The sequence below is a fragment of the Holospora curviuscula genome, from assembly GCF_002930195.1.
GTDB lineage: Bacteria > Pseudomonadota > Alphaproteobacteria > Holosporales > Holosporaceae > Holospora > Holospora curviuscula.
The window spans coordinates 42,521-64,953 of sequence record NZ_PHHC01000065.1 but is presented as its reverse complement, the minus strand read 5'-3'; the positions used below and the strand labels follow the sequence as shown (position 1 = coordinate 64,953).

Annotated in this window: 20 protein-coding genes, 1 other RNA gene and 1 pseudogene; 18 read left to right on the top strand and 4 right to left on the bottom strand. The window is 37.2% G+C overall.

What is annotated here, in order from left to right:
- From HCUR_RS01655 to HCUR_RS07690, 6 genes are all read left to right on the top strand, one after another.
- Positions 1–180: transposase (locus tag HCUR_RS01655; protein ID WP_165780581.1), on the top strand; the 180-nt coding region annotated here is incomplete at its 5' end.
- Between the two features lie 1,548 nt (positions 181–1,728).
- On the top strand, positions 1,729–3,045 hold the full coding sequence (locus tag HCUR_RS01650; protein WP_207760859.1) for a PD40 domain-containing protein: 1,317 nt from the start codon (positions 1,729–1,731) through the stop codon (positions 3,043–3,045).
- Positions 3,046–3,084: 39 nt separating this feature from the next.
- A complete protein-coding gene (locus HCUR_RS01645; protein WP_104206456.1) occupies positions 3,085–4,749 on the top strand; it encodes a M24 family metallopeptidase in 1,665 nt (554 codons plus the stop codon).
- Positions 4,750–5,666: 917 nt separating this feature from the next.
- Positions 5,667–6,119 carry a hypothetical protein gene (locus tag HCUR_RS01640; RefSeq protein ID WP_104206455.1) on the top strand — a complete coding sequence of 151 codons (453 nt, stop codon included), beginning with the start codon at positions 5,667–5,669 and terminating at the stop codon, positions 6,117–6,119.
- A 36-nt stretch (positions 6,120–6,155) separates the two neighbouring features.
- Positions 6,156–6,494 carry a hypothetical protein gene (locus HCUR_RS01635; protein ID WP_165780629.1) on the top strand — a complete coding sequence of 113 codons (339 nt, stop codon included), beginning with the start codon at positions 6,156–6,158 and terminating at the stop codon, positions 6,492–6,494.
- Between the two features lie 597 nt (positions 6,495–7,091).
- Entirely contained in the window at positions 7,092–7,313 is a 222-nt protein-coding gene (locus HCUR_RS07690; RefSeq protein WP_129591825.1) for a hypothetical protein, read from the top strand.
- 722 nt (positions 7,314–8,035) lie between these two features.
- Here HCUR_RS07690 and HCUR_RS01630 read toward each other — a convergent pair.
- Both HCUR_RS01630 and ssrA read right to left on the bottom strand, forming a co-directional pair.
- Positions 8,036–8,473, bottom strand: coding sequence for a ClpXP protease specificity-enhancing factor SspB (locus tag HCUR_RS01630; protein ID WP_104206453.1), 438 nt, complete (start codon positions 8,471–8,473; stop codon positions 8,036–8,038).
- A gap of 16 nt (positions 8,474–8,489) precedes the next feature.
- Positions 8,490–8,869, bottom strand: a transfer-messenger RNA (tmRNA) gene (gene ssrA / locus HCUR_RS01625).
- 598 nt (positions 8,870–9,467) lie between these two features.
- On the opposite strand from ssrA, the pseudogene HCUR_RS09470 reads away from it, so the two are divergent.
- From HCUR_RS09470 to hisS, 6 genes and pseudogenes are all read left to right on the top strand, one after another.
- A pseudogene (locus HCUR_RS09470) lies at positions 9,468–9,932 on the top strand (transposase); the annotation flags it as partial.
- Between the two features lie 841 nt (positions 9,933–10,773).
- Positions 10,774–11,079, top strand: coding sequence for a YerC/YecD family TrpR-related protein (locus HCUR_RS01615; RefSeq protein WP_207760858.1), 306 nt, complete (start codon positions 10,774–10,776; stop codon positions 11,077–11,079).
- Position 11,080: 1 nt separating this feature from the next.
- The gene (locus tag HCUR_RS01610; protein ID WP_243397243.1) at positions 11,081–12,055 is read left to right on the top strand and encodes an ABC transporter substrate-binding protein; all 975 of its coding nucleotides are present in this window, start codon (positions 11,081–11,083) and stop codon (positions 12,053–12,055) included.
- Complete coding sequence (locus HCUR_RS01605) at positions 12,052–12,894, top strand: ABC transporter permease (protein WP_104206451.1); 843 nt, start codon at positions 12,052–12,054, stop codon at positions 12,892–12,894. Before HCUR_RS01610 ends, HCUR_RS01605 begins: the two co-directional genes overlap by 4 nt.
- A gap of 118 nt (positions 12,895–13,012) precedes the next feature.
- A complete protein-coding gene (locus tag HCUR_RS01600; protein WP_207760857.1) occupies positions 13,013–13,792 on the top strand; it encodes an ABC transporter ATP-binding protein in 780 nt (259 codons plus the stop codon).
- Between the two features lie 13 nt (positions 13,793–13,805).
- Positions 13,806–15,143 (top strand): histidine--tRNA ligase, encoded by a 1,338-nt coding sequence (hisS, locus tag HCUR_RS01595; RefSeq protein ID WP_165780628.1) that lies wholly within the window; start codon positions 13,806–13,808, stop codon positions 15,141–15,143.
- A gap of 61 nt (positions 15,144–15,204) precedes the next feature.
- Here hisS and HCUR_RS08215 read toward each other — a convergent pair whose 3' ends face one another.
- Both HCUR_RS08215 and HCUR_RS01590 read right to left on the bottom strand, forming a co-directional pair.
- On the bottom strand, positions 15,205–16,182 hold the full coding sequence (locus tag HCUR_RS08215; protein ID WP_207760856.1) for a hypothetical protein: 978 nt from the start codon (positions 16,180–16,182) through the stop codon (positions 15,205–15,207).
- A 396-nt stretch (positions 16,183–16,578) separates the two neighbouring features.
- Positions 16,579–17,712, bottom strand: a complete 1,134-nt coding sequence (locus HCUR_RS01590) for a hypothetical protein (RefSeq protein WP_104206448.1) — start codon at positions 17,710–17,712, stop codon at positions 16,579–16,581.
- Between the two features lie 120 nt (positions 17,713–17,832).
- On the opposite strand from HCUR_RS01590, the gene HCUR_RS09465 reads away from it, so the two are divergent.
- From HCUR_RS09465 to thiD, 6 genes are all read left to right on the top strand, one after another.
- Positions 17,833–18,057: a His/Gly/Thr/Pro-type tRNA ligase C-terminal domain-containing protein gene (locus HCUR_RS09465; RefSeq protein ID WP_129591823.1), complete on the top strand. Its 225-nt coding sequence runs from the start codon at positions 17,833–17,835 to the stop codon at positions 18,055–18,057.
- A 21-nt stretch (positions 18,058–18,078) separates the two neighbouring features.
- On the top strand, positions 18,079–18,171 hold the full coding sequence (locus tag HCUR_RS10050; protein WP_423751884.1) for a tryptophan-rich sensory protein: 93 nt from the start codon (positions 18,079–18,081) through the stop codon (positions 18,169–18,171).
- Positions 18,172–18,438: 267 nt separating this feature from the next.
- A complete protein-coding gene (gene thiE / locus HCUR_RS01580; RefSeq protein ID WP_104206447.1) occupies positions 18,439–19,080 on the top strand; it encodes a thiamine phosphate synthase in 642 nt (213 codons plus the stop codon).
- Complete coding sequence (gene thiM / locus HCUR_RS01575; RefSeq protein WP_104206446.1) at positions 19,070–19,858, top strand: hydroxyethylthiazole kinase; 789 nt, start codon at positions 19,070–19,072, stop codon at positions 19,856–19,858. The genes thiE and thiM overlap by 11 nt, the downstream gene beginning before the upstream one ends.
- Complete coding sequence (gene thiL, locus HCUR_RS01570) at positions 19,842–20,783, top strand: thiamine-phosphate kinase (RefSeq protein ID WP_104206462.1); 942 nt, start codon at positions 19,842–19,844, stop codon at positions 20,781–20,783. Before thiM ends, thiL begins: the two co-directional genes overlap by 17 nt.
- Positions 20,780–21,574, top strand: a complete 795-nt coding sequence (thiD, locus tag HCUR_RS01565; protein WP_104206445.1) for a bifunctional hydroxymethylpyrimidine kinase/phosphomethylpyrimidine kinase — start codon at positions 20,780–20,782, stop codon at positions 21,572–21,574. Before thiL ends, thiD begins: the two co-directional genes overlap by 4 nt.
- Positions 21,575–22,433 lie beyond the last annotated feature (859 nt).

Sequence of the window (22,433 nt, the reverse complement as noted above, 5' to 3'; positions counted from 1 at the left end):
AGGATAGAGGGGGGCTTTAAGGTTCAACGGAGACGATGGGTTGTAGAACGAACATTTGGATGGCTTGGTAGAAATAGAAGGCTATCAAAAGAATACGACTTGCTTTGTTCTTCTACAGAGAATAACATTTACATGTCACTTAACAGACTACTCTTGCGCAGATTCTTTCCTCCTAATTAATTTGCGGATAAGCTCTTACTCTTATAACACTGATTGGCTAGAATGTTGGTTAATTAAAGCGCTAACATCCGACTTAACTGTGGATTACGCTTCATTCCACACCTTTTAGAAAAAAGAATTGATTGAATTGGTTGACTGCGGTTTCGTTTTTCTTACCGCCATATTCTGTTGAACTGAACCCAACTAAGAAATTATGGGCTATTATGAAGCCATAGATTAGACTAAACATCACCTTATACCAAGGCTTATATCAGACTATAAGTACGTTTTTTGATATATTATAATTTCAATTTTTTTTACTATATTCAAATAATTATTAGGAATAATCTTTATGCCAATTTTTTAAATTTTCAAATCAATAAAAAATTTTTAGAATAACCTTAACAGCATTTCTGATTATTTTTTGCAAGTCCGCTTCGATGAATAAGTGTACAGACATTTAACTAAAGAACGGTTTTATGATAAAGTGCCAATATGAAATTAATTTAGACTTCCTAAACCATGCTTTGTTGCAAAAATACTTCTCTAAGAATGACACAAAATTTGTTCACATTCGTGGCTTTTAGCGCCATTAATACGTTCTGAATCCCCTTCTTTCCCAGAAAAACTTTGTTTTATTCGTTCCCATTGGTCGTCTTGTATCCTTCGTAATCTTATCTCTTCTTGTAACTAAACACCTTAATCTTACAACCGTTCATTATAAATGTCGACACACTTTATTAACCAAACGAACAACAATACTGGTCATCTCGTCCGATTTCTTTAAGCCGTAGCGTGGATAAGGTGCACCGTCCTTTAAAGCTTTTTTATTTCTTCCAGGACACTTCTCAAAATATTCTTAATTTCATCACTCCCTTCTTATTGTGTTTTAGTTGAATGTCTCTACAAAAGAATCCCTAATTTTTGTAGCATAGGGTCTACACCGCGAGGGTTTTTTGGCGTAAATGGATATCCGAAATCTCCGCATCGATCGCACTGAAAGCCGCGTATGTGGCTAGATTTTGTGTCATTCTTAGAAAAATATTTCTTGCAATAAAATATTCTTTATGGGGCTTAAATCAGGTTCATATTTGCACTTTTTCATAAGAACGTTCTGTAGTTAAATTTCTCTAATTTTAATTGTTTTTGTGTATATAGAGCATATTTAAGATAGCACAATTTATTAATTAATAATTGTATTTGAATTTGAAAATATTTCAAAATACTATAGAAATTCTACTTCTTTTTTTGCTGCTACCTAGAAAATAAAAAAGATGATGTTTTAAAGAAAATTTCGTGAATATGTTTTTAAAGCTAAAAACAATTGCTATATAAAATTTATTAACTATTTAGGACAACACTATAAAACGTAATAACTTTGTGCTTTGATCAAAAGATAATGCATGTAGACCTGTAAAAAATTTAAGAAGGATTTGCATCGCAGTGAAAAAAATGTTAGATATAAACGTGTATTTAAATATTAAAAAAAATTCAATGAAAAAGTTAACTGATTTCGATTCAAAGATATTTAAGTTAATAAGCGTCTTTTTTGTTGTGGCCACTTTTGACGTGAGAACAATGAAAGCCGCTGCTACGTTAGAGCTGAGTGTTCGCAAAGGAATTAGTATTGTGATCCCAGTATGTATTTCGGGTCTAAATGACGCGTCCGGTACACAAAAAATTATAGAGGATAATCTAAAGTGTTCTGGATTTTTTAGAATTTTACCCACAGTAGGAGAAAGTTCTGGTACTCCGAATTCTGAAGAATTTGTGGACACTGTAAATTTACAAAGTTGGTCCCATGTTCCAGGTGCAATGTTCGTGCAAGCATATCTTAAAGAAGAAAACGATCAACAAGTATGTCGGTTAAGTTTTTTTAATGCACTTACGAAACGATGCCTCGGAAGACGTGTAGTACGTCAAAAAGGAAGCAACAAGCGGCTTTTTGCTCACCGAATTTCCAATGCAATTTACAAACAGTTCACCGGAGAAGCCGGATATTTTCATTCAGTGATTGCCTATACATACGAAATTCAGGATTCAAGCTCAAGAGTAGCAAAACAGTGTGTAGCCTTGGTAAGTATTGATGGAAAAGAGTGTAAACTGATTACTTCCCCAAGTCGAACTGGAGCATTTTTACCGCATTGCGCAAGAACGCGTCCTATTGTCACGTATCTCATTGACCGGGGATACGGCCAGCACAAACAGATTGGTGTAATGAATTTTGTAGAGAAAACCGAATTTCGTCTTCCCTATCAACGCAATTTTAATTCTACCCGAATTTCTTCCGATGGGAGTGAAGTAATATTTTCTTGTTCTGGAGAAAATGGTGCTTCCTTGTTTACCTATAATTTAAACTCAGGTAAGGCTTATCCATTAACCAGTGCTTATAACTCTTGTATTGATGTTTCTCCCAGTTATTCTCCTGATGGAAAAAGAATGGTTTTTGTGTCAGATCGCGAAAAAGGTATTCCCCGACTCTTCGTTAGTGGTGTACACTCTGGCGATGCTCCATTGTGCATCAGTCAGGGAGAAGGACGCTACTTTGCTCCTGCCTGGTCGCCCTGTGGAAAATGGATTGCTTTTGTAAAAAGAGTACGGGGTATGCATTACTTATGTGTTTCAGATTGCAATGGAGGCCAAGAGAGAGCCATTGCTAGGGCGCTCGTAATTGATCGACCTTCTTGGGGACCTAACAGCCGTTGTCTGGCCTATGCGTCAAAAAGTGGGGATATGGCCCCCTACAAACTTTATATTGTCCATGCTTTTGGAAACCCTTCCGGGGGAAGCACTGTGCGGCTTGTTCCTACTATTATTCAAGGCGTTTCTCACGGCGCCAACCATCCTTCCTGGTATCCTTTGAGTTTAGAAGGACACAAAGAGTAGTATTGTTAAGAATACAGGGTGTAGGTCAATTAAAAATAGATGTTAGAAAGTTTTCGTAAAAAAATTTGTGATTCCGGCGCAGATAGTGCTCTTGTTTTTCGTACCAATCAATTTCTTCAAATACCACGTTTATCTGATCATCCAATGCATAAGCTTTCCGGATTTACCGGTTCCTCTGGAACGCTTTGGGTAGGACTTGAAGATATTGCGTTATTTACTGACGGACGTTATCTTTTACAGGCAGAAAAAGAGTGTAAGGACCGCGCTTGTGTTTATGAATATGATGCACTGTATCATCATATTCAATCTCATAGTCGTGTCGTGTTGATAGATCCTTGGCAAGTCTCTAAAGAGCAAGAAGAAACCATGTGTGTTCAATACGCTCCCTGTGAAGTCCGCTTTAAGAAGCTTTTTAGCTTTACTCAGGAGCCAGCACAGACTTTATTTAATCTTCCTGCGCTTGGAAGATCTTCTCAATCTTGGAAAAAATGGTTTCAACACCCCATCTTGGTTTGTAATTCTCAGGATCTATCTTTTTTATGTCGTCTTGGTACGAAAAATACTTTTCTTCCCACACTTCAAGGCTACGGTCTAGGGTGGTGGGATAATGCTCTCCAGGGCATTCAGTGGCTTATTGGTGTAGACGCTCCTATAATAGAAAAAGAGTCCTTACCTCCATCCATCACGTGTTTACCGTTAGAGCGTTGGAAGCGTATTGTTACGGAAAAATTTTCTAAAGTTTATTATATCCCTAAACAAACACCTTTAGGTCTTTTAGAATGGTTTCCTCAAGGGTACGTCATGGAACCTTGGAATCTGCAAGAAAAACGCTGTATCAAAACTCAGGAAGAATTGGACGCCATTCGTCAAGCGCATATTTTGGAAGGGGTTGCGTTTACACGATTTTTATACTGGATAGAAACACAAGGCGTAACTGGAAATTTTACAGAATATGATGCTAGTGTTCAGTTGGAAATTTTTCGTAGAGACTCTCCTTATTATCAAGGCCCAAGCTTTCCCACCATCTCTGCAGCAGGGCCCTTCGGGGCGATGATTCACTATATTCCTCTGCCAGAAGGAAAAAACTACATTCAAAATGGCCCTTATCTTATAGATGCGGGAGGACAATATTATTGGGGAACAACAGATATGACGCGCTCGGTATGGTTAGGCCTAGAGACTCCTGATTCCTTGTATCAAGAAGATTATACTCAAGTCCTTCAAGGACATATTGATGTGGCAATGGGAACCTTTCCAAAAGGAACCAATGGATGTGTACTGGATACTCTCGCACGCAATGCTCTATGGGGAGCTCACAAAAACTATGAGCATGCTACAGGACACGGGGTGGGTATTTTTTCCAATGTTCATGAAGGCCCCATTCAGCTTAGCGCTCACAGCAGAACACCGTTAGAACCTGGAATGGTTTTGTCCAATGAACCTGGGTATTATCGCAAAGGATTTTGGGGGATTCGACTAGAAAATCTTTTTTCCGTTGAAACAGATCAGCAAGAATGGCTGCGATTAAGCGTTTTAAGTCTTGCTCCTTTTCAACGACGCCTTATTCAACCAAAAATATTAGGAAAACAACGTATCTCTTGGTTAAATTCTTATCATCAAAAAGTTTTTGAAACGCTCAGTCCTTATCTTTCTTCGGAAATTACTCTATGGCTTCAAATCCAGACCCGTCCTTATGACGTGTGAGGAATTAAATTTCATATTCTATTTGGTATGTTATGTCCAAAATAAATAGGAGCTTGACTTTCGTTCTAAGTCTTGTTGTTAAATTATTATACGGCTTCAAAGATTGCTTCAGTGAATAGAGATAATTGCGATGAAAGAAGCGGTATTTTTTCATATTTTTTTGCTATGCCACACCCGTGTTAGCGGCGCAAAATGTGCTCCATAAAGCACCTAAGTTTCTAGAGTTCTTTTGATAGTCACGCAGATTACAATATACCTTGTGAAAAGACGTTCTGAAGAATCCTATCACTTTCCTAGTGTTTATCAGCTCGCACCATCTCCGATATCAGCTTGTCTATTAAGTCAGTAACTTTTTTCAGATCTTCTATGCTACCCGCGGTAATTATGGCTTCTATTAGCGTGTCTTGAGGCTCTAAGACTTGTCTCTTAGGGATACGCTTTTTTTATGTTTATCCGGATTTTCTTTTTTTATGCCTTCCACCTGGGGGAGTATTTTTTAGTAGCTCAAATATATTATAAGCAGCTTATAATCAACATTTTTAATGAACATTTCCAATCTTTTTTTCGCCAAAAACGAGCTTTGATTTGACTCCAGTGTCTAAAGTTCGGTGGAACTCCTACTACGGTGCATCAGTAGAAAGTATCCAGAATACTGTATTGAAAACAGTCGATTATGAATTAATGGGCCGACCCATAATCCCTTAACTCTACAGAAGAAAATTGCTTTGGCAATATTATAGCGTCGATGTTCTCATACTTATTTTAGAAGATCTTACCGCACACTTATTTTAATTTGAGGACGCGCTCTAGATTGAATAAGATTTTTATAAAATAATGCTGAAATTAATAAAATTGTTTAGCTATTTATTTAGATTATTCTGCCAGAATAAGTACAGAAAAAATTTAAGGAGCGAGATATGACGCAAAAAACTCTTCCCATTTTAGGCACCGTGTGTGCACTTTCTCTAGTTTTGTTAGGACTTATAGCAGGATGTAAAAAAAAAGAGGGAAAAGAAGAAACTTCTTCTGAAAAAACAGATGCTACAAAAGAACAGTCTTCAGGTGAAGAAAAAAAAGATATCAACTTATCTAGTATTCAAGAAAAGAGTGAAGAAACGAACAAAGATTCTGGAGAATTAAAAAAAGAAGTCAAGTCTACTATGAAAGAAGAAGAATCAGACAATAAAGAAGAAAAATCAAAGGAAAAAGAAGATAATAAAAAAGAAAAAAAAGAAGAATCAAAATTAAAAGATAAAGGAGATCAAAAGAGGGTGGCTTTAGTTGAAAAAACGTTAAAAAACATGGCGGTGGCACTTTCAGATCCCAAAGGAAAACCCATGTCTGTTGAAGATGATGTGCTGTTAGCTTAAAATTCTAAACATCATAATTGGAAGGAATAAGACTTTATGTGTAGGATGAGTTTTCAACGCGTACGCTGGAAAATAGAAATACTCATTTTTATTATGGTATCAACTTTTCCTTGTTTTTCAGATCCCCCTGATATTACACTACCTCCTCTCATCCCTCTTGGTCCAGGAGATCCCGGTGTTACACCGCTACCTCCACCCCCTGTAGAACCTCCTCCTGCAGAAGCTTCAGCTGAAGCTTCTGCCACTGTTCCGGTTCCTGGACAAGAAAAGATTGTCGAGCCTCCAGTGCCTAAAAATCTTATTGAATTGTATTATCCTACAGTTTTTACAGACTATTTTGGTCCCGCACCGTGGGTGATTTCTAGTACACCCTGAGTTGTTTAGCCCTAAATAATTATGAGGCTCATGGAGTAAATTCCAGACCGACAGGCGTATTGGATACAGAGATTTGTCTGATGAAAGGAGTGTATCAAATTCTGTGAAGCTTCGTAAATTCCAAAACTAAATTCAATCACTTTGCACTAGGTGTACAAACATAGTGGGATAAAAGGAAAAATATTCACTAGCCCATAGATTAATACAGTAAGTAAAGCCATAGAGGAAGGAACCAACAAGCGCACGGGAAAGCAAAGGAAAGTTACCCCCTAAGGATGCTAGACGAATATAGAGCGGCATAGTTTATATTGAAACACGGCTGTTTTGGAGGGATCGCCCTCAAGAGTTTAGGCCATGAAAGAGAGTATTGAATGACTTTAATAGGCTAAAGCATAGAGAAATCATTGAAGCATTGATGGATAAATCCAAAGATATCATTAGAATGAAGCAGTGAAAAAAGCAAAGTCCTAGCATAGGAATCATGAATAATCAGAACATGGACCCACGCTTTGTTAAACAATGAAGCGATAGAAGCAAGAAAAGGGTAAGAAAAAATATCTAGGGGGAAGCCCCTTAGGCTATTGGCTAAATGGTGATGTGCACAGCGCTAGGCCTCATGATAAAAAATGTGCCAAAAGAGTATTATTTTGCTTGAAGGAGAGCGCTCCAAGGCTAATAAGAATTTTAGCGCATCAAGGATATCTACACCAGTGGGTTGATCTTCATACGCAAGGGGCTTTGCTTAGCAGTGTAAAAGATGCAGAACACACTAATTGGGTTAAGGTCCAGCACAGGATTGTAGAGCGTTTATTTGCTTGATTCCATCATTGTAAAAGGCTATCCAAAGAGTATGAGAGGTCTACTTCATCAGCCAAAGTTATTCCACTAACCTTGACTAAAATATGCCTTAATAGGTTAGAAAAATAGTTTACGTCATTATAAATTTTACACACAGGTTACCCTACAAGATATACATTATGGAAAGGAAAAACTGGGATTTTTAAACTAAAACAGCTATTTTAATACACAGTATCAAAATGATCAAAATCATAGCTGGTAATGTGTAATAGTACGCAGGTTCCCTGTAAAACAAAGTAAGGTAATGCTTAAAAGTGGTTTTATGTTTTGGACGCAAAAGACACCTGTTCTTATACGATGGCTAAAAACAAGACGATAATACGCTTTTGTTCAGTACACCCAGAAAAAGTTTTTTGATTTATGTCGTTTTTCACAAAAAATCAGTACTTTTCTCTCTTTTAGCGCATAAAATCACTCAGATTTAAAGCCTACACTATTTTTTTTAGTAAAATGTTAAAGAGCATTGATTTCCAGGATAAAACGGTCTTAGTTTTGGGGTGTTCCCGTACTGTGTTATTCATTTTCAGTGTGATTACAACATTACTACTCCAATAAATCATTACTATCTATCCAACGGTTACATCCTTTTACTGTAATTAATCAAAGCTTACACCTTGATATAAACTCTCTTGCTTGCTCCGTGAAGTTTTTTACAAAAATAACCTTACAATTTACTGTAATAATCAATCCGAGGATTCAGAAGAATTTTTTCTGAATCGATCTAGAACAATAACTCTCGAATTTTTTTCTTGCGCTGCCTCTCCATTCTTAATACCCTCGTCTTGAGGAGGATAAAACTGAAGCGCAAATTTTGCATCAGGGTCAATGAATGAGCGTAACGCTTTAAATGGGACGACAATTAAGTGCTGCTCTTCATCAAAAGCGAGTTCTACAGAAAAAAGATCTTCTTTGATCCTTAAATTCCAAAATTGATCATGTAACAATATTGTCATCTCTTCTGTATATTTGAGGCGTAAATTTTTATCCATTTGCACTCCAGAAATCCGGGGATCAAAGGTAAAATAAAGTTGGGGAGGGTTTTCTATTCGTCTCGCAATATACTGAAGCGCTTTTCGAATAACACCATATTTTCCTTCTTCAACCCATGTTTGATATTGCATATCTCCTCTCTCACTCTCGGGAGCTTTCTGTTGCCCGGTGCTCCCAAAACCGCTGACTTAGGTTGATATACTAGAGCGCTCTAAGCAGCTATAGCATACCGTACACCGGCCGAAAGTTCACCATTCGCGGCTTTCTTAACGGCAACTTCGCCAAATGCGTTGTTAAAGTTCGCATTTATGTTTTTGGCCCAATACACTGGTACCATAGTGAACGAAAACCATATGGTCCAACGTACGTCGATCCTAATTCGCCCCCAGAGAAAAAGAATTGATTTCTTTTTTGGTGGAGGCGCCGGGTTCTGCCCCCGGGTCCGCAACGTTTACTGCACATAGCGTTTATCGTTATAGCCAAATGGCTTTTTCACTTTAACATACTGCAAGCTTAGTAGCAATAGTACTTTTTCTTATTGTGCATTTTAAAATTTTTTAACTCTAAGTTTAAGCGAAATTTTCTTATTATGGAAACATTTGATCGTTGGCCTCACTTTGTATCTGATATTTTTGCATGTATTGAGATAAAACTTCATTATTTTTTTAGAATTTTTAAACATTTTAATCGGCAGCTACTGTAAATTACCTTGCATTAAGTGCATAAATATCCTACAATAAAAAATAAAATAATAATTTAAAAAAAGTTAAGACAAAAAAAAGCATCATCAGTATTTAAGATACCCAGAAATACAGTTAGTAGATGGGGTAATCAATATAAAAAAAAATTAGCATGGTAAAAAAACGTTTAAGGCGTAAACGTAGCCTGAACTATTCAAAGCTACAATCGTTTGTCAAAGATAATAAAAATACTAGATTGTAGGATATTTATTCTCAGAACTTGTGTTCATGGATAAACGAAGGGAGTATAGTGAAGCTAGGGGGGTAATAAGAATGAGTAATCCAAGAGATTTAACCGATCAGGATAAGAGCGCATTAAGAATTATTTTGAATGGGGCAAGTATAGTAATAAAAGTAAACACGAGAAGCAAAAGCTAATGGAGTAGTTTACATAATAAAGAGTGGCTGCCCATGGCGAATGCTTCCTAAAGATTTTCCGAAATACTCCATCGTACATTCGTTTTCTCGAAGATTCAGGATCAAAAGAATATGGGAAAAGGTACTGAGCCAGTTTGTTAAGATAAGTCGGATAAAGGCTAGTGACAATGAACACCCGAGCTATAGCAGAATTGATTTACACAGTGTCAAAACTACCCGGGCTTGTGAACAACGCGACATTGGCGGAGGAAAAAAAGGACGTAAACGCTATCGTGTTGTGGATATACAAGGAAATCTGGTGCACGGTACTGTTTATGATGCTAATCACAGTAGGGGAGTGCAATGTTTTTTAAGAGACTCTGCAAAATATCCGACACTCAAAAGCGTTTTCGTCGATTTCGGGTATGGAAAAACCATGCTAGCGTTTGTGGGAAATGGTCTTAACAAGACAATTAAAATTTCAGAACCTTAGGATGGGCTGCACTCGCCAAAAGATGGGTCGTTAAACGAACCTTGGCTTGGCTCAAGCATTATCCAAGATTGTCTAAAGCGTACGAGATGGCTGTAGAAGCTGCCGAAAATAGGGTGATGATCGCGCATTCTATACGCTTGTTAAGGCGGATCGATAATCTATAAATATAGGTTCTGAGTATACTATACGCCCTAGTAATATTAAAGAAGCTGGGATTTAGCGATAAAAAACCTTTTCTTATGTGGAAGCAAATCAAAAAAAAGTCAGATGGATATTTGGAAGATATAAAGGATATTTTAGATCATGTTTCATTCCATAACTTTTACAAGATAAAAGCATGGATAGAATCAATTGGATGTAGGCTAATGTGCTCACCGCTATATTCGTCTGGCCTGAACCCTGTTAAAAAATTCTGAACTTACATAGAGCGATAATAGTACTCAATGATATAAAGTCTTACTTCAGTTCTTTCAAATTGATTTTCAAGCTAAATTAGTATAGATATTATATAATATTCTCATTATTTTTGACCAATTAATTCTGTCCTTGAATAATCTATTTTACGTTTACACGTTAAACGTTCTTTAGTATGGTAATTTGCCTTCTTGCTTATATTGATTGCGCTATCTACTTCTGATGCTTCCTTTTGTGTTTATTTTTTGCTTCGGGACTCTCTTTCTTTTTGCATTGCTACTTTATGGGTTTGTGGAAATTTTTTTATCTTACCTTCATTATACACCTAATTTAAGGTGATTGACCACATTCTCTTTTTGTATAGGTTAGAGCTTGACTATAATGATATACTGTACTAGTATACTACTGTAGCATAAAAACAGAGCTTATGCACATGAGAAAGCGTAACCGCAATAATCTAGAACATTTGTGTCAAGCGTTTCTTTTATTGGAGACCGAAGTGGAAGTTTACAATTTTTTGAAAGATTTATGTACCCCTTCAGAACTAGAAGCACTTTCGGAACGCTGGAATATCTGCAAACATCTCCATAAAGGACTGTCTTATCGAGAAATTCATGAAAAAACTGGTTCAAGTTTAACTACCATTGGAAAAGTAGCAAGATTTTTAAAAAATGAGCCCTACCAAGGATACACCACAATGCTAAAAAAATTAAAAAAAAGCTCAGGAGAATAATATGAATATTATTTTGGCATCCGCACTTCTCGAATTAAGCACTTTGAGCATGCAGACAGCACAATCCATAAAAAAAGTTTTTATTCAGAAAATTATTGAGCACCCTGCCCTAGATCAAACTACACGAGGCATCATTGATGGGTTGGAAAAAAATGGATATAGGCAGGGAATAAATATAGAAGTGTGTGTAGAATCTGCTCAAGGAAATCCCTCGTTAGCCTTACAGATTGCAGCAAAGTTTATAGGAAAGGAACCAGATGTAGTGGTGGGCGTTGCAACACTTGCTGCCCAAAGTTTTTTAAAGTATGTGAAAGAAAAGAAAGTAAACTTGGTGTTTAGCTCCATTACAGACCCGATAGAGGCTAAGCTTGTACAAAAGATAGATGCCCCAGGAAATCATACCTCTGGAGTATCAAATTTTGTTTCATTGACTCCTCAAATTCAAGTCTTTAAAAAAATTTATCCTGGATTAAAGCGATTAGGGTTTTTGTATAATCCCGGTGAAATGAATTCTTTAAGCTTGATAAAACAATTAGAAGCTTTATGTCCTAAGTTAGGAATTCGTTTAGTCTTACAGACTGCTAACAAAACTTCAGAGGTTTCTCAAGCCGCCACAAAACTTGCTTCCCAGGTAGACGCTATCTTTATTAGTAACGATAGCACAGCACTTTCGGCTTTAAAAACCATAATCAACGTAGCAACAAAGGTAAAAATTCCGGTTTATGTGAGCGATACAGATGCGGTTCACCTTGGCGCATTGGCGGCTTTGGGGCCTAATCAATATAAAATTGGTCTTCAAACCGCTCAAATTATTGTCAGATGCCTTAAAGGAGAAGATTTAAGCACTATTCCTGTAGAGTTTCCTAAAAACACTGAACTGTACCTTAATGAAGCAGCGGCAGAAAGGATTGGAATTATCCTTCCAGAATCCCTTAAAGCTCAGGCTGCCAAAATTATTCCAAGAGGCGGCTCATGAGACTGAACGAAATTATGATGAGTCTTGAAATAGGACTTATTTTTGGAATTGTAGCCATGGGAATCTACATGACCTTTCGTGTTATTCAATTTCCTGATTTAACCTGTGACGGCAGCTTCGTTCTGGGGGCTGCAGTGTCCAGCGTGCTTATTAAATTTGGCTGTGATCCCTATATATCATTACTAGCTTCATTGGGGGCAGGTGCCTTGGCTGGAGCCATTACAGGCATACTTCACATTCAATTTAAAATAACAGATCTTCTTTCTGGAATATTAACAGGCTTTATGCTTTATTCTATAAACTTACGTATTATGGGAGGAATTCCCAATATTACATTCATAAATAGTACTACTATATTTTCTGAAAATCCTATGGTTACGTTAATTATTATTGCAGGATCTCTCTGGATTGGGCTAGCCTACGTGCTGAGGACGGATTTTGGACTTGCTTTACAAAGCGTAGGACACAATAAGCAGTTAAGTCGTAATAGTGGAGTGAACGTATCCAAGATGATGTTGTTGGCCTTAGCTTTAAGTAATGCCCTCATCGCCTTAGCGGGAGGAGTGTTTAGTCATCATCAAGGCTTTGCAGATGTGGGAAGTGGAGTAGGTACGGTGATTGTTGGGCTTCTTTCCGTCATGATAGGGGAACGTATTTTACCCTACCACTCTATGAGCATAAAAATTTTAAGTTGTTTGATAGGTTCTGTGCTGTATCGCTTACTGATAGGGCTTGGGCTCCACAGTGAGGTACTAGGACTTACAACCTCTGACTTAAACGTATTAACAGGTATCATGGTGATTATTACTATGTGTATTCCAAGGAGGGATCCGTGCTGAGCAACCCTTTACATAACCCTAAAAACGTTATCGCCATAAAGCACAATGTGTGCTCTGGAAGAGTGGAAAAAAAATTCACAGATATTAATAAAAAGACCAGAAAAATAGCGCTTAATTTTTGTCAAAATGTTCTCGAGAGCACTGTATGTTAAGATTAGAACACGTAACTGTTACCTTAGGTAAAGGGACTCCGCTAGAGCGGAAAGTCCTAAATGGATTAAATGTACAGGTAAAAGAGGGAGAGTTTCTTGTAGTTGTAGGCAGTAATGGCGCTGGAAAATCTACACTTTTTAATCTTATCTCAGGGGCTATCACCCCTGACTCCGGTAAGATCTATATTCTTGGAAAGGATGTAACTTTTAGTACGCCCATGGAAAGATCTCGCTTAGTATCTATGGTCGTACAAGATCCTAAGGCTGGAACTATAGCACAAATGACTATTTTTGAAAACATGGCATTTGCTCTAAAAAGAGGACAAAAAAGAGGATTAAAACGATTCTTTACCCCTTATCGATGGACGTTGTGTAAAGAAAAATGCAGTATACTAGGTATAGGCCTTGAGCATAGGCTAAAAGAATTTGTCGGGAATTTATCTGGAGGACAAAGACAAGGACTCAGTCTTTTAATGGCGATCGCACAAGATTCCAGTATCTTACTACTCGATGAAATTACTGCAGCGCTAGACCCCATAAATAGTGATCGTATTATGGAATTAACCGCCAAGATTGTGACTCAGTATCAGCGCACCTGTATCATGATTACCCATAATATGGCTCAGGCAATTCGCTATGGAGACCGTGTTCTGGTACTTAAAAATGGAACCTTCGTAAAAGAATACACTGCGGCTGAAAAATCTAAATTACCCCCCTATGACAGGGCTTTTTGGGAATTTTTATAATCATGAGGATCATATGTTAACAAATATTTCCGGATTTCCAGAATTTCTACCCAGAGAACAAATTGCGTTTAATGCGCTACTGGATAAAATTAAAGAACAATTTGAATTGTACGGATTTACACCGCTAGAAACGCCCGCAGTGGAACGGGTATCTACACTTCTTGCTAAAGGAAACGATCATGAGATTTATGGAGTGCACCGATTGGCGCAGGAACAAGGTATAAAAGAAAAGGACTTAGCGCTTCGCTTTGATCTTACAGTACCCTTGGCTCGATATGTGGCACAGCATTACAGCAAACTTACATTTCCGTATCGACGCTATCATATTGCGCCAGTGTGGCGTGGTGAGCGTCCCCAAGCGGGAAGATATCGACAATTTTATCAGTGCGATATTGATATTGTGGGAGATGGAGCTTTGCCTCTAATTTATGATGCAGAAGTGTTATCTGTGATTTATAATGTATTTATATCTTTAGGGATAAAGCGGTTTGGTATCATCCTCAACAATCGAGCACTTTTGACGGGACTTCTGAAATCTTTGGGAGTCTCTGTGGGGACGCTTATCCCTATTTTAAGGATTTTGGATAAAGCAGAAAAGGTTTCTAAGGCAGTATTTACGAAAGAATTAGAGCATTATGGGATGTCCCCTGGGAATATAAAAGTATTAGAGCATTTAATGACCCAACAGTTAGATAATAAAGACTGGCTTAAGTACTTACCCACCTTGTGCACTACAAGAGAATTTATGACTGGCCTTCAAGAACTGGAAGAACTGATGAATAGACTGCAAGATTTTGAAGTGCCCGATACCTGCTTGCGCATAGATCCCATGCTGACCCGGGGTCTAACCTATTATACAGGCACTGTGTGCGAAGTTAAGCTGCTTGATTATCCCCAGCTGGGTAGTGTTTGTGGAGGAGGAAGATATGCAAATCTTGTAGAAAGTCTGAGTGATCGTGCACTTCCCGGTGTAGGATTTTCCATCGGTGTATCTCGATTACTTCCTAAGCTGATAGAAACGGGTATTATTCAAGCTCAGAAAGAAACTCCTGCAGAGGTTATGGTTACCAGTCAAAATATTCAGCATATGCAGTATTATATATATGTGGCAAAGATTCTTCGTACACACCATATTAATACGGAAATTTACTTAGCACAAAAACCCCTTAGTCTTCAGATAAAGTATGCTAGTAAAAAGGGAATTTCCTTTGTGATCATTGCCGATCATGAGGAGCTCGCACGTGAAGAAATTATTTTGCGAGCCCTTACAAAGGGCAAGCAAATGCGCGTTTCATTGGCGCAAGCGCTAGCAGTACTGAAACACCCTGAATTATTTCAAGAACTCACATAAACTAGAGGTAGGGATACTAAAACACTCCCCCTACCTTGGAATTTTATTTACTTTTTTAATCTTAATTTTTCTCGTCCTGCTTCACTTTTTTGATGATATTATCTTGATCTTCTTGAGGAGCGTTTCTGATAATGTTCGCAATCAAATCTTGAAGTTCCTTGGTGTGTTTATCAGCCAATCTTTCTCTTTCTGCTTGCTGCGCACCAATCAACGCTACTATTAAATCATTATTTCGAAATTGATTTACTTCTATATTCTGCGGTTGCTGCTGGTGCTGCTGTTGTGTTTGCTGCTGCTGTTGTGTTTGCTGCTGCTGTTGTTGCTGCTTCTGTTGTGGTTTCGGCTCACCGTTCTTAATGAGCACTGGATTTACAGGTTCCTGCTGCTGCTTTTTCTCTAGTTGCTGGGGTTGATGACCTAACCTCTGAAACGCGGGATCGTTCATAAACTTTTCTATCACCTCAGGAGTACAATCGTCTCGCTCTTTTTGTCGCTTTAGAAATTTATAATGTAACTCGTGCTTTATAAAAGCTACAACCTGTGGATCTTTGAATGTTCGTGCATATTCTAAATGTGACTGTACCAATGTATCCAATTCAGCCACATTAGACGGAAGTAGTGCTTTTGATTTATTGTTTATGTAACGATAGTGCTCATTCAAGCTACAAACAATCTTGTGTCTCATATTAATTCTTATTTGAGCTGAAATATCTTCACTATTCTTTTGTTTTAGTCGTTCTAATGTTTCCAATATTAGTCCACACAATTTGGTTTTAAAAAGGTCAAACTTACTTCTTTCAACATACTGTGAAACATAGTATATTGCTTCTGTTTCAATCATCTTCCAATCCTTATCGGATATTTTGTACATATTCGGAGGTCCAATTCGAAAATTTTCAAAATAAATCAAAAAATCATTTTTGTTCTGCTCTGCTTGTTCTGGAGTTAATACAGCAAAGGCTCCAACATTGATCATCGCTAAAAAATAGACGTATTTAAAATTTAATTTTCTCATAAGATTTTCTAATACAGTGTGCATTTTGACTCTAAACAAAGAGCTCTTTCCTGTCAATAGGAAAAATATTAAAACATTTAATCATCTGGCGGTTAAATAATAAATGCTTTTTTAAGTACTGCCTTACCTGTATTCTCTAAAAAAGAGAAGTGTACTTCTTAGTCCGAAAATCAGGCATGCCAGAAAACAGAGAATTTTCTTTGTGATGAATTTTCTTTGTGATCATTGCCGATCATGAGGAGCTCGCACGTGAAGAAATTATTTTGCCAGCCCTTACAAAGGGCAAGCAAATGCGCGTTTCATTGGCGCAAGCGCTGGCAGTACTGAAATACCCTGAATTATTTCAAGAACTCACATAAACTAGAGGTAGGGATACCAAAACACTCCCCCTACCTTGGAATTTTATTTACTTTTTTAATCTTAATTTTTCTCGTCCTGCTTCACTTTTTTGATGATATTATCTCCACCTTCTAGAGGAGCGTTTCCAACAGAACCATTTTTAATCTTCGCAATAAAATCTTGAAGTTCCTTGGTGTGCTTATTATCGAAGAATTCATTCGATTGTTTTTGTATATTCTCAAATGTTTCTTTCAATTTTTTATCAGCGCTTCTTTTCTCTTCGTCCTGCTGAGCAGTAAAGGCTGCTATTAAAATAATTTGGTCCTCAGTAAACTCGCCCCCATAAAACGGGTCATTTTGAAATTGATTCACTTCGATGTTCTGCAGTTGCTGCTGTTGTTGCTGAACTTGCTCATCAGTAAGCCAGTGCAGGTTAAATTGATTCACTTCGATGTTTTGCAGTTGCCGCTGGTGCTGCTGTTGCGGTTGCCACTGTTGTGGTTGCCACTGTTGCGGTTGCTGCTGTTGTGGTTGCGGTTCAGCATGCTTAATGAGCACTGGATTTACAGGTTCCTGCTGCTGCTTTTTCTCTAGTTGCTGGGGTTGATGACCTAACCTCTGAAACGCGGGATCGTTCATAAACTTTTCTATTGTTTCAAAAGGACAATCGTTCCGCTCTTGGTGTCGCCTTATAAGTGCAAACTCTAAATCTTTTTTTACCTTCTTCAAAACCTCTGGATCTTTGAATGTACGTGCATATTTTAAATATGACTCTACCAATGTATCCAATTTAGGCACATTATACGGAAGTAGTGGTTCTTCTAAGTCCTTTTTATGTACGTAACTATAGAGATCATTCAAGCTACAAGCAACACTGTCTTCCATAGCAAGTGTTATTTTAAGTCTAATCTGTTCACTATCCCCTTGTTGTATTCGTTCTAATGTTTCCAATATTAGTCCACACAATTTGGTTTTAAAAAGGTCAAACTTACTTCTTTCAACATACTGTGAAACATAGAACATTGCGTCTTTTTCAATCTTCTTCCAATCCGCAGTGGATATTTTGTACATATTCGGAGGTCCAATTCGAAGATTTTCAAAATAAATCAAAAAATCATTTTTGTTCTGCTCTGCTTGTTCTGGAGTTAATACAGCAAAGGCTCCAACATTGATCATCGCTAAAAAATAGACGTATTTAAAATTTAATTTTCTCATAAGATTTTCTTAACTAAGATTTACATTTTCATTCTAAACAAAGAGCTTTTTCCTGTCAATAGGAAACATATTCAAACATTTAATCATCTGGCGGTTAAATAATAAATGCTTTTTTAAGTACTGCCTAACCTGTATTCCCTAAAAAAGAGAAGTGTACTTCTTAGTCCGAAAATCAGGCATGCCAGAAAACAGAGAATTTCCTTTGTGATCATTGCCGATCATGAGGAGCTCCCACGTGAAGAAATTATTTTGCAAGCCCTCACAAAGGGCAAGCAAATGCGCGTTTCATTGGCGCAAGCACTGGCAGTACTGAAATACCCTGAATTATTTCAAGAACTCACATAAACTAGAGGTAGGGATACCAAAATATCTCCCTACCTTGGCCTGTTAATGATTCCTTATTTTTCATGGATTCTATTTGCTAGCTACTTGAACTTTTATATATGGTGGTGTAATTAGCTGAAAGTGATGTATAATTTGTGCATGTATTTTCGGGTACCAATTTCTAGCTTGACTAACTATACATTCGAGGTATGATATCCTTAAAGTCTTTATTCACTAAAAATTATTTTCTGGGTTTAGCTTTGAAGGCTAAGCAATACCTTTAAACCTTACTCTACTTGATACATTCAGAAAAATGTAAAGTATCTGAACCGCGTGCTAGCTTGCATTCTACCTTCTGTGTAGTTTTATATGTTATCTTTGTAAAAAAATATAAGGAAGATTATGAAAGAAAATTTTTTGCAACTTATGTTAGTAACAAATAAAGGTAATACTCCCACAGTGCCTTATCTCGAGTTTATTGAAGCGTGTCTCAAAGGGGGTGTCACATGCGTACAGCTTAGAGAAAAGTCTTTGCTACATGAAGATTTATTGTATTTTGGAAGCGCGTTAAAACGTCTAATGGATGTATACAATGTTCCCTTGATCGTCAATGATGATATCGATCTTTGTATAAAACTTAGAGCTTTTGGTGTTCACTTAGGTCAAGCAGATACTGAAATTACAAAAGCACGCTCTGTCTTAGGATCAGATAAAATCATTGGCTTAAGCGTAAATACAATGGTACACATTCAAAACTCACTTACTCTGCCCATAGATTATATAGGAGTTGGTGCAATTTTCCCCACCAATAACAAACCTAATATTGAAACCATATGGGGCTTAGACGGGCTCAATCACGCATTTCTTGTTTCATCTCGCCCTATTGTAGCAATAGGCGGAATAGATGAAAGTAATGCCTTTTCTGTCATAAATTCTGGTGCCAATGGAATCGCAGCCATAGGTGCATTTCATCAAGCAAAAGATCCTTTTTTAACAACAAAGAATTTAATAAACATTATAAAGGAGGGAAATAATGATAGATAAAATAGAAAAATCTTTGGTTAAGGTCAGGAGCCAAAAACCCCTTATTCTTTGCCTTACAAATTTTGTCACCATGGAATTTGTTGCAAATAGCTTACTTGCACTTGGGGCAGCACCCATTATGAGTATATGCGATGAAGAAATTGAAGAATTGGTAAAAGTGGCAGCAGCGCTTTATGTCAATATAGGAACACTGGATTATAATTTTATTGGGTTAGCTAAAAAAGCGATAGATATTGCGAAACAATACAAAAAATCTATTGTTTTTGATCCGGTAGGTAGTGGTGCTACAACCATAAGAACCGACATCTCTAAATCTATCTTGTCTTCTGCAAAATTTATCAGAGGTAATAGTAGCGAAATTATGTCGCTGTCTAATAATAATTACACAACTTATGGAGTTGAAGCCAATATTAGGACTGATGAGGTGGAAGAAATAGCAAAACGCTTAAGCCTAGATAATCATTCAATCGTTGTAGTGAGCGGTTCAGTAGACTTTATAACAAATGGAGAGAAATCGATTAAGGTCCCATTCGGTTCGCCTCTCATGCAAAGGGTTACAGGCATGGGTTGCAGCTTGACAGCGGTAATTTCAGCATTCTGTTCGGCAGTAGAAGATTATTTTGAATCTGCAGTTATAGCCGTGCATTACTTTGCACTGTGTGGAGAAATAGCATCAAAAAAACAGAACTCTCTTGGTGCTTTCAAAATAGCGTTTTTGGATCAATTACATAGCCCAGATTTTACATTAATGCGCGATGTATATGATCAGCGAAGATAAAATAATCCAGGATCTAAAGACAGCTTCAAGAGGGTTTATCGGTGATGATGCTGCTATTTTGCCTCATGTAAATCCAGGTAATAGGTATGTCATTAGTAAGGATGTTTTTATAGAGGATGTACATTTTCGCACTTCTTACTTCACCTCAGCTGACCTTGCTCATAAAGCTCTGCACGTCAATTTAAGTGATATCGCTGCTATGGGGGCAGAGCCATTGTATATTTTATGCGGAATTTCCATTCCAAGTAACGAGCAGGACTATGCAATCAGATTTTTAGATTCATTAACCGCTATATGCCAAAATATTGGTGTTACTTTGATTGGTGGAGATACTACTGCATCTCTAGACCGCCTCTTTGTCAGTATAACAGCTCTAGGACAGGCCCCTGAAGCTAACATTAAATATAGAAACGCTTCTAAAGTTGGTGATCTAATTTGTGTAATAGGAAATTTAGGCTTTGCGCATTTGGGATTTTTAGGCTTAGAGCAATCTTTAACTACCAGTACGAAATATATAAACAGCTTTTTGCGCCCCCAGGCTAAAATTAAAGAAGGAATATGGTTAGGAAACCAACCTGTTGTTAGCAGTATGATGGATATTTCAGATGGACTTTATATTGATTTGAAGCGGCTAGCGTCAAGTTCAAAAAAGCATGCTGTGATAGATATGGATTGGTTACAAAGTCATTTAACTCCTGAGGTATCGTTGCACATTGCTTTAGAAGGTGGGGAGGATTATGGATTGCTTGTGACGGTGCATCAAGATTCATTAGAAGAATTATCTTATAGATTTACGGAAAGCTTTGGTTATAACTTAAAAATTATTGGGCATATTACTAATGGAGAGGGTGTATCGTTTACAGAAGATAACAAACCCGCTGAGATAATTGTCAATCATTTTGCACATTTTGGAGAAAGGCTATGAAATACAAGTGTTTATCTATTGCAGGGTTTGATGGTTCCGGCGGCGCCGGAATTCAGGCTGATCTCAAAACATTTTCTGCAACTGGATCTTATGGAATGACTGTGCTCACGAGCTTACCAGTACAAAACACATGCGGTGTAAGATCGTGTTATGATATCCCGCTTTCATGCATCAAAGAACAACTTGAAGCCATATTTGATGATATAAGACCAAGTGCGATAAAAATTGGAATGCTCTTTTCTACTGATATCATACAGCTAGTGACGGCTTTTTTGATACAGCGTGCAAGGGGTATTCCAATAGTTTTGGACCCAGTAATGGTGGCTAAAAGTGGTGATCCTCTGCTGCAAGCGGATGCTGTGGAAGCTTTAAAAACAAAATTGATACCAATTACGAGCATTATTACCCCAAATTTACCGGAAGCTCGAATATTAGTACCAGGATATAATAATAAAAAGACATTAGCACTAAAGCTATTAGAATTAGGATGTGGAGCTATTCTTTTGAAGGGAGGGCATGAAGACTCTATCAGTTCCGATGATGTGTTTTTATCGCATGATCTTACAGAAACATTATCTGTGCCACGTATCAAGTCTAAAAATACTCATGGAACAGGATGTACTTTGTCTGCAGCGATGGCAAGCTTTATTGCTCAAGGCTTTTCTACTTTAGATGCATGTAGAAAAGCAAAATTGTATTTATATGATGCTATGCTTCATAGCAAAGACGAGAGTATAGGAAAAGGATATGGTCCTGTTCATCATTTTCATCATTTATGGAAATATTTATAGCAATCAATTTGAGCTTAAACGAAATGAAAAAATTATCAGAAGCTGCATTGGCAAACTGTGAGCGGATTATTCAGGGTGTAAAAGACTATAATTTTAAGAAAAAGCCGCTTAATATAGAGAAATTTACTTATTATATATAGTAAGGTACTCTATTTAGACTATAGTAAATTATATAGTTCTAGGGTCGGAAAAGAAGCGATTTTTTGTCTTATCTGATTGAGTAAATTTTGTAATTCTATCCTGAGTCTATGGTTCCATATTCTCCTAAAATTTTTTTATATAGTAATTGAGCTTAAAAATAGGGTTAGAGTTGTTATAATTTTCAGAACATGACAAAAAACAATACAGAATAGAGTTAAAGAAAAGCGTAATAGAATATATAAACTTAGGTAATCAGCAAAATACAAACGCTAAGTAGAGGGTGGGGGGATACGCTAGGAAAAAGAAGGCGTCATTAAGCCTAAAGTACGTAGGAAGTAAACGAACCATAAATCCAAATCCGCTAAAAATGTATGTTGAAAATAATGAAGCTAAACCATGAGAAAGAAATCGCTAGGCTATCTAACGCACGCATTAGTGTTGTCTATAAGAGGCTTAAAAAGTGAAGCTTTAGCGATAAAAACTCTTTACCTCCGGAGAAGAGGGTGAAAAAATACATCAGAAGAAACCATCAACGATACGGAGCCTGAACGTCTTGTATAGAGTGAGGAGAGTGGTATAGAGATGACAATTTTCAAAGAAAAAAGATTAGAGTAAGAAAAGTGAAACACTGGTTGGTAAGAAGCGTAGTATATATTCCAAAAGAACTCGTAATATCCTTAGAATACGCAATCCATCGCGCCCATAACGGCTCTTGCAA